We start from the raw sequence: 7605 nt of genomic DNA on the forward strand, positions 1-7605 counted from the left end.
TATCAATTTTTTTATCTTTGAAATAAGGGCCTAATCTTTTGGATTGCTCGACACCGAGCCAAGTTAAAGTATCAAACTTATCGTATCTTCCTCTTTCTCCGTGACGAATTAAAAAAAGTTTCATCTTAAATAGATTTAAGGTTTATGATTTATTAATGTTTGTTTTTAGCGCCGTCTGGGTGGGGGAAAGAATAACTAAAATTAATCTCGCGCAGAGTTTTTTGCGTGGCAAAAAATTTCGTTGAACACCTATTAGCCCGACTTTTAGTCGTGGGTAAGAGGTGTTATGTTGGCTGGGGCCGGAGGATTTCCGCTTCTTTGGTCGGTGGGTTAATGAAGTTGTCGGCAACGTTGTTTACGGATGGATGAGGAGCTGATCGTTAAGAAAATTGGCGAGCTGTGCTCGCTCAAGGGCTACAGCCCGCAGACGCAAAAGGCGTACGCGTCGTGCGTCAAGCAGTATCTTGCATTCTGCAATCGTTGTTCGCTTCATCACAATCATGAGAGTGTTAGGTCGTACTTGCTGCAGTTGCGTTTGTCAGTGAATGCGTGCCGGCTCCACTATGCTGCGCTGCGCTTCTTCTTCACTGAAGTGCTTGGCAGGCCGTTCTCGCCGCAGGAGATCCCTCTGAAGAAGCGGCCAAAGCAGCTGCCAAACGTCATCAGCAAAGCGCAAATCAGCAAGCTCATCGCGGGCATTGAAAACGTAAAGCACCGCTTGATCGTGAAGCTCTTGTACTCTTGCGGGCTGCGCTTGCAAGAACTCATCAACCTCAAGCGAGAAGACATTGATTTTGAACAAGGCATCGTTCACGTCCGGCAAGGAAAGGGAGGCAAGGACCGCATCACCATTATTGCTCAGTCCGTCAAGGACGACTTGTTGTCGTACTACCGCACGCACTCATTCACAACACCTTACGTGCTTGAAGGAAGGAAGGGCAAGTACTCGAAGAAATCCGTTCAGAAAGTTCTTGAGCGCCACGGGAAGCGCCTCGGAATCACGCTCACGCCGCACATGCTCCGCCACAGCTTTGCAACACACCTGCTCGAAGCGGGCATAGACCTTCGTCACATCCAGCGACTCCTCGGGCACAAGGACGTCTCAACAACGCAAATCTACACGCGCGTGAGCAAAAAGGACTTGGCAAAGATTCCCAACCCCCTCGACGACGGCGCACAGTAAAAAAGAAGACGCGGCGTGCAAGATCGCAACAGCCTCCCGCGAGGCTCAACGCTCCCCCCCTCAAAAAAAGAGAATCCTCGAGGAACGCAAAAGGAGGCGGCCCCGCCTCAGCGTTGCCGCTTCGTTAATACTCGGTGAGCTTGCGCTCAACAATCGTCGTGTTCCCCCCTGCGCCCTTTTGTTTTTTGACGCTCACGTAATGGTTCTCACCCAGCATGGCAATGCGCCGCTGGAATGTTTTATAACTCGCCTTCCCCCCCTCTTCCTGGTATTTCTTAAACAAGTCGCCAATTCTCAGCCCGGAGTTCTTCTGGACGAGCTCGAGAATAGCTTTGCTCTCCTCTTCAAGCACCTCTTTCGACTTAGCCGTGAATTCATCAAGCTTGGCCTGCGCCGCCAGCACGTGCTCAGGAAGAACCTTGCTCGCGCCTGCCTCTTCCGCTTGCATGGCCGCCTCGCGCAGTAAGAACAGCCCCGTTCTGATATCACCCAGCTCGAACGCCTTGGCCGCCACCTTCCCCAACGCCTCGTCGGTAAAAACGCCTTCGGCAAAGGCGTACCCGACGCGCTGGCGCAAAATATCCCTCGTCTCGTTCACATTGTACTTTCGAAACTCCACCATTTCCGGCATGAGACGCGAGCGAATGCGATCATCCACATTTACCACCCACTCCTTGTAGTTCGTGATGAGCACGAGTGTCTTCTTGTAAATCCCCTCCAAGAGCGTGTAGAGGAAGTCAAAATCTTCTGCCTTGTCCACCTCGTCAAAGACGAACACGCCCGCCTTCTTGTTCACAATACGCTCAATCACCTTAAAGAGCTCTTGCGTGTTCTTATTATGCGTGAACTGAAAGCCAAGCTGCTCGCATATGTCAACATAAATCTTAAAGGACGTGTTATGCTGCCAACAATTCACGTACGCGACGTGCACCTCGTCCGTCTCCTCTTCCAAATCACGCAACACGTGCTTTGCCGCTGCGGTCTTCCCAATACCAGGCGCGCCGAACACGCACACATTCCTCCCCGTCCTCCCTGCAAGGAGTGGTTTGATCGCTTGCACAATGCGCCGCTGCTCGCTTTCCCGAAACGGCAGGATCTTCGGGACGAACTCAAAGTCCAATGCGGCCTCATTACGAATAAGCGACGCCCCTGCACCACTAGCAAACAAGCCCATACCAGAGCAAGAACCCCTAAGGCCTTATAAAAATTTTGGGAGCGCGAAGAACAAGACCCCGAAAAAGAACACAAAAAAAACGGGCGGGGCACGTACATCCCTATCCAAAAAAAAGAGTGAGAAGACAGGGATAAAAAAAACACCGGGTAAAAAAAAAGTTGCTGGATGGTTCCTCCCTGCTCGAACAACCACCCCGCCCCTCAGCGGATGAATACGCACACCCCGCTGTGCCACCACCCCCAAACCCACAAACACCATTAATTCCTCACTTAAAAGTAGTCATTTTAGAAAGTTTTTTAAAGTAAGGCACATATCTCATCACCACATGGCACCTGACGAACTCGCTTCGCTCACCAACAAACATTCGCCGGCGCGAGCCGCGTTTTCTCAAGACCTCCACCTCCCCTCTCTTGCACACGTCGATCCCTTCCGCTTCGACCCTACGTGGAACGTTCAAGACTACCATATTCCACGAAAGCAATACGATCACACCATTACAGAAATTGTTGAGCGCCTCGGAGACGAACTCACCCGGGAAAACTTCCCGCCATCCCTAGAAACCGCAGTATTTGAAGCCGTTCGCAACGCCCACCAACACGGTCATCAGGGCAACCCCTCAAAACCCATAACCATAGGGTACCGCATCATCCCCGGAACTGAAGAACACCCCAAAAAACGCGCCCAAATTGCCGTCTCCGACCGAGGCGGCACTATCCACAAAGATTTTCTGCCCTACATCCTCCACCTTCGCCAACTCCTCGGAAAAAACAAAGAAGAATTCCTCCAAACGCTCGAAAACTTTTACTTCTTCTCCGACAAAGAGAAAAAAACACAAAAAAACTGGGGGCTAGGAACAAGCTTAATGCACGCGTACGCTCAGCGCGTAGAATACTTCGCCAACGAACACGGCGGACTCGTTGTTGTGCTTACGTTCAACGAGCGACGTCCAGACAGGTAAAGCACCCCCTAAGCAACTTATAAATACTCCGTCCGACTACAGCCCCCTGAGATGGACTACGCAGAACTTGCACAACTCTACAGCAAACTTGAGGCAACAAGCAAACGCCTCGAAAAAACAAAGCTCCTCGCCGATTTTCTCAAAACCGTCCCGGACAGCGAACTTGAAAGCGTCATTCTCCTCTTGCAGGGCAAAATCTTCCCCGCGTGGGACAAGCGAACGCTCGGCGTGAGTTCAAAACTCATCGTCAAAGCCATCAAAACAGCAACGGGGACGCAAGAAGCCCGCATAGAACAGCTCTGGGCACAACTCGGCGACCTCGGCCTCGTCGCGCAACAACTCCTCGCCAAGAAAACCCAAGCCGTCCTCGCCAGTGCAACGCTGAGCGTGAAAGACGTTCACGAAACCCTCAAACGCGTCGCGCAGGCAGAAGGCAAAGGAAGCGTAGAGACCAAGACCAAACTCCTCGCAAAACTCCTCACCCTCGCCGACGCGCAAAGCACCCCCTACATCGTCCGAACCGTCCTTGAAAACCTGCGCGTTGGCATTGCAGAAGGCATCTTGCGCGACGCCATCGCGTGGGCCTACCTCAACCCACCCATCCAAGACGACCTCACCGTCACGGACCGCCAAGCGTACAACCGCATCATTGAACGCGTTCAGAGCGCGATTGACAAAACCAACGACTACGCCCTCGTCGCCAGAGCAGCAAAACAAGGAACGCTCGACCGCATCACGATCACCCTCGGGAGGCCCCTGCGCGTCATGCTCGCCCAGCGAGAGTCCTCCCTCTCCGCAGCCCTCGACCGCGTCGGCCGGCCAGCCCAGCTCGAATACAAATACGACGGCTTTCGCCTCCAATGTCACAAAGAAGGGAACGCCATCACGCTCTTCACTCGCCGCCTCGAAAACGTCACCGACCAATTCCCCGACGTCGTCGCCGCCATCCGCGAAGCGGTCAAGGCCAAAAACTGCATTCTCGACGGCGAAGCCGTCGGGATCGATCCGCACACGGGAACGTACCGGCCCTTCCAGAACATCAGCCAACGCATCAAGCGAAAATACCATATTGAACGGCTCGCCCAAGAGCTCCCCGTCGAACTCAACGTCTTCGACCTCCTCTTCCTCAATGGGAAGCCGTACTTGAACAAGCCGCTGAAGGAACGAAGAGCAGCCATTGAAGCCATCATCACCCCCCTCCCTCGCCGCATCACGCCCGCAACGTGCCTCGTCACCTCCAGCGACGAAGCCGCAAAGAAATTCTATCAAGCAAGCCTCAAAACAGGAAATGAAGGGGTGATGGTGAAAAAACTCGACGCTCCCTACAAGCCCGGAGCCCGTGTTGGGCACATGGTCAAATTCAAACCCACCATGGACACGCTCGACCTCACCATCGTAGGCGCGGAGTGGGGGCAAGGAAAGCGCTCCGGGTGGCTGACCAGCTTCACCCTCGCCTGCCAAGACGAAGAGGGCAACCTTCTCACCGTAGGCAAGGTCGGCACCGGGCTCAAAGAGCTCGAAGAAGAAGCACACGAAGGAAGCAACGACACCTCACAAGAAGACCTCACCTTCCCTTCCATCACCAAACGCCTCAAACCCCTCATCATCAAGACCGAGGGCAGAGATGTTGAAATCAAGCCCGACATCGTCGTCGAGGTCAAATTCGAAGAGATTCAAAAAAGCCCTTCGTACACGTCCGGCTACGCCCTCAGGTTCCCCCGCCTCGTTCGCATCAGGGAGGACCGCGACCTGAGCGACATTAGCACCATCGCCGAGATCGAACAACTCTTTGCATCCCAGCGCTAGCCAAGGCAACGCCAACCCAGAGAAAAAAACCACCTCCTTTCTTGCCCGCCCTTCTCGTTTCTCCTTCACGCTCGCTTGTCCGGTGCTCGCAAGCCCCTCCTTGGCCCCTCTTCTTTCTACGTTCTTGCCTCGACCACCAGGCGCCGCGAAGAAAAAATGAGACCGCCTCACCTCCAAACCCTCAAAAAAAACCAGTGTTTCATTTATGAAACAATGTTTCATTTATGAAAAGTTTTATAAATAAGTTAGTTTATACGGCCTGAAATGGAAGATCTCGATCCGCGCAAACTCCTCGCCGACCTCTTCGACAAAAAGCTCCTCGCCGTCCTTCGCCTCTTCATCGACAACCCCGACAAAGAATATTACTTGCGCGAAGTAGCCAAATACACCCGCGTCCCCGTAGCAACCGTCTACCGCCACCTCGGCAAGCTCAAAGCCCTCGACATCATTCACGAGCGACGCATCAAAAAACTCAAGCTCTATCGGCTCAACGAAACCAAACCCGCCAAATTCATCGAATCCATTCTGGAAGTGCGCAAAACCGCCCTGGAAGAGTTCCTCGACCTCGTCAAAGGAGATCCGCACATCCAAGAAATCATCCTCCACGGGAAAAAGCAAAAGGACAGAGCCAACATTCTCATTATCGGCAGCGGCGTGAACGCAGAGGCCATCAGGCAAGCCGTCGGCACCATTAAAGACAAGTACGGCTTTAGCGTCATTCACCTCGTCCTCGAACCCGAACAATTCGAACAAATGGCGTCTATGGGCCTCTATTCCGGAGAAAAACGCTCACTCTACAAAGTATAACCCCCCTCCCTTGGCACCCCCCATAAAATTATTTCAACATCCCAAACATATACGAAGAAAGCTATATCCTTCATGACAGAAAGGTTTATATATAACTAAAGAGATTATCAATCCTAATACAGTTTTTTGGCGAAACCTAAAAGTTTTGCGAAAAAACAAAAGAGCGGAAGCCACATGAGAGCTTCGCGCCCAACCAAGGGGGCCTGAGGTGACGCATACTGAGAACGAAGTAGACCTACGTCTCTTCGACCACTCCAACCAACAACACCTCACCACCAAACCAAAAAAACAACCAAACAAAGGGGGTACCAAACAATGGACTTCATCGTAAGCAACGCAGCGAATACCGCCCCGCAAGGGCAAGCAACTACAGAGTACAACCAAGTTGAAGTCGGCCAAGCCAACATCAAAGTCATCGGGTGCGGAGGAGCCGGCACAAACATGACCGACTGGCTCTACAAAAAAGGCATCCAAGGCGCAGAAATCATCGCCTGCAACACCGACCAACAACACCTCAACATGGTCGAAGCAGACCGCAAATTCCTTCTTGGCAGAGACACCACCCGCGGCCTCGGCTGCGGCGGATTCCCCCAAAAAGGCGCGGAAGCAGCACAAGAAAGCCTCCAAGCCATCAAAGAAGCACTCAAAGGCTCCGACATGGTCTTCGTCTGCGCAGGAATGGGCGGCGGCACCGGCACGGGCGGAGCCCCCGTCATCGCCAGCGTCGCAAAAGACGCAGGAGCCATCGTCATCGGCACCGTCACGATGCCCTTCAAAATCGAGCGAGCCCGCCTCGACAAAGCTGAATTCGGCCTTCAACAACTCCGCCAAGTCAGCGACACCGTCATCGTCATCGACAACAACAGGCTCGTCCAAATCGCAGGAAACCTGCCCGTCCAACAAGCCTTCGCCGTCGCGAACGAACTCATCGCCACCATGATCAAAGGCATTGTTGAAACCATCGCCGTACCATCACTCGTCAACCTCGACTACGCCGACGTCAAAACCATCATGACCAACGGCGACGTCGCAGCAATCGGCGTTGGCGCAAGCGACACCAACAACCGGGTGGAAGAAGCCGTCAAAGGCGCACTCTCCAACCCCCTCCTCGACATCTCCTACGAAGGAGCAACAGGCGCAATCATCCATGTAGCAGGCGGTCACGACATGACCTTAGACGACATTAGCAGAGTTGGAGAACTCGTGACAGAAAGCATGGATGAGTCTGCCAATGTGATCTGGGGTGCTCGAGTCAGTGAAGACATGAAGGGCAAAATAACAGTGATGACAATAATAACAGGCGTCAAAAGCCCCTGGATCCTTGGCAAACAAACACCAAGGCAGCGAGAAGAAGCCAAACAAGCGCTGAGCGACGAGCTCGGCATCGAAATCGTATAAGGGGAACAAAAAAACGGGGACTCCCCTTATACAGGCCTTACACAGGCAAGCACATTCCTTCATCCGAAGGACTTCTTGCCTTCACAGCCGTTTATCACCCCCCCAACGAAAAACCCCTGTGAAGGCGAAAACACTCCCAACCCCCGTTGAACAGGTTGGGAGGTTTTTTCTTTTTTTTCTTCCCCCCTTCTTCCGCCCTCTTTCTTCCCACCCTCCTCTTTCAAAGAAACCGCTCCAAAGAAAAACGCTCCAAAGAAAACACGCCCCTCAACCAAAGGA

At 53.0% G+C, this 7605-nt stretch carries 8 protein-coding genes; 5 read left to right on the plus strand and 3 right to left on the minus strand.

Annotated elements, in window-relative coordinates; all coding sequences use genetic code 11:
• The first annotated feature begins 361 nt into the window (after positions 1–361).
• The gene (locus D6783_05930; GenBank protein ID RME52064.1) at positions 362–1183 is read left to right on the plus strand and encodes an integrase; all 822 of its coding nucleotides are present in this window, start codon (positions 362–364) and stop codon (positions 1181–1183) included.
• A 124-nt stretch (positions 1184–1307) separates the two neighbouring features.
• On the opposite strand, the gene D6783_05935 is transcribed toward D6783_05930, so the two are convergent.
• Together D6783_05935 and D6783_05940 are read right to left on the minus strand one after the other, a co-directional pair.
• Positions 1308–2357 carry an AAA family ATPase gene (locus D6783_05935; protein ID RME52065.1) on the minus strand — a complete coding sequence of 350 codons (1050 nt, stop codon included), beginning with the start codon at positions 2355–2357 and terminating at the stop codon, positions 1308–1310.
• Positions 2358–2381: 24 nt separating this feature from the next.
• The gene (locus tag D6783_05940; GenBank protein RME52066.1) at positions 2382–2615 is read right to left on the minus strand and encodes a hypothetical protein; all 234 of its coding nucleotides are present in this window, start codon (positions 2613–2615) and stop codon (positions 2382–2384) included.
• A gap of 67 nt (positions 2616–2682) precedes the next feature.
• Here D6783_05940 and D6783_05945 point away from each other — a divergent pair, with 67 nt between their 5' ends.
• The 4 genes from D6783_05945 (at position 2683) to ftsZ (ending at position 7326) form a co-directional block, all read left to right on the plus strand.
• Positions 2683–3315 (plus strand): hypothetical protein, encoded by a 633-nt coding sequence (locus D6783_05945; GenBank protein RME52067.1) that lies wholly within the window; start codon positions 2683–2685, stop codon positions 3313–3315.
• Positions 3316–3366: 51 nt separating this feature from the next.
• Positions 3367–5121: an ATP-dependent DNA ligase gene (locus D6783_05950; GenBank protein ID RME52068.1), complete on the plus strand. Its 1755-nt coding sequence runs from the start codon at positions 3367–3369 to the stop codon at positions 5119–5121.
• Between the two features lie 264 nt (positions 5122–5385).
• The gene (locus tag D6783_05955; protein RME52069.1) at positions 5386–5928 is read left to right on the plus strand and encodes an ArsR family transcriptional regulator; all 543 of its coding nucleotides are present in this window, start codon (positions 5386–5388) and stop codon (positions 5926–5928) included.
• A 315-nt stretch (positions 5929–6243) separates the two neighbouring features.
• Complete coding sequence (gene ftsZ / locus D6783_05960) at positions 6244–7326, plus strand: cell division protein FtsZ (protein ID RME52070.1); 1083 nt, start codon at positions 6244–6246, stop codon at positions 7324–7326.
• Between the two features lie 59 nt (positions 7327–7385).
• On the opposite strand, the gene D6783_05965 is transcribed toward ftsZ, so the two are convergent.
• A complete protein-coding gene (locus D6783_05965; protein RME52071.1) occupies positions 7386–7601 on the minus strand; it encodes a hypothetical protein in 216 nt (71 codons plus the stop codon).
• Positions 7602–7605: the final 4 nt, after the last annotated feature.

Source organism: Candidatus Woesearchaeota archaeon (assembly GCA_003694805.1).
GTDB lineage: Archaea > Nanobdellota > Nanobdellia > Woesearchaeales > J110 > J110.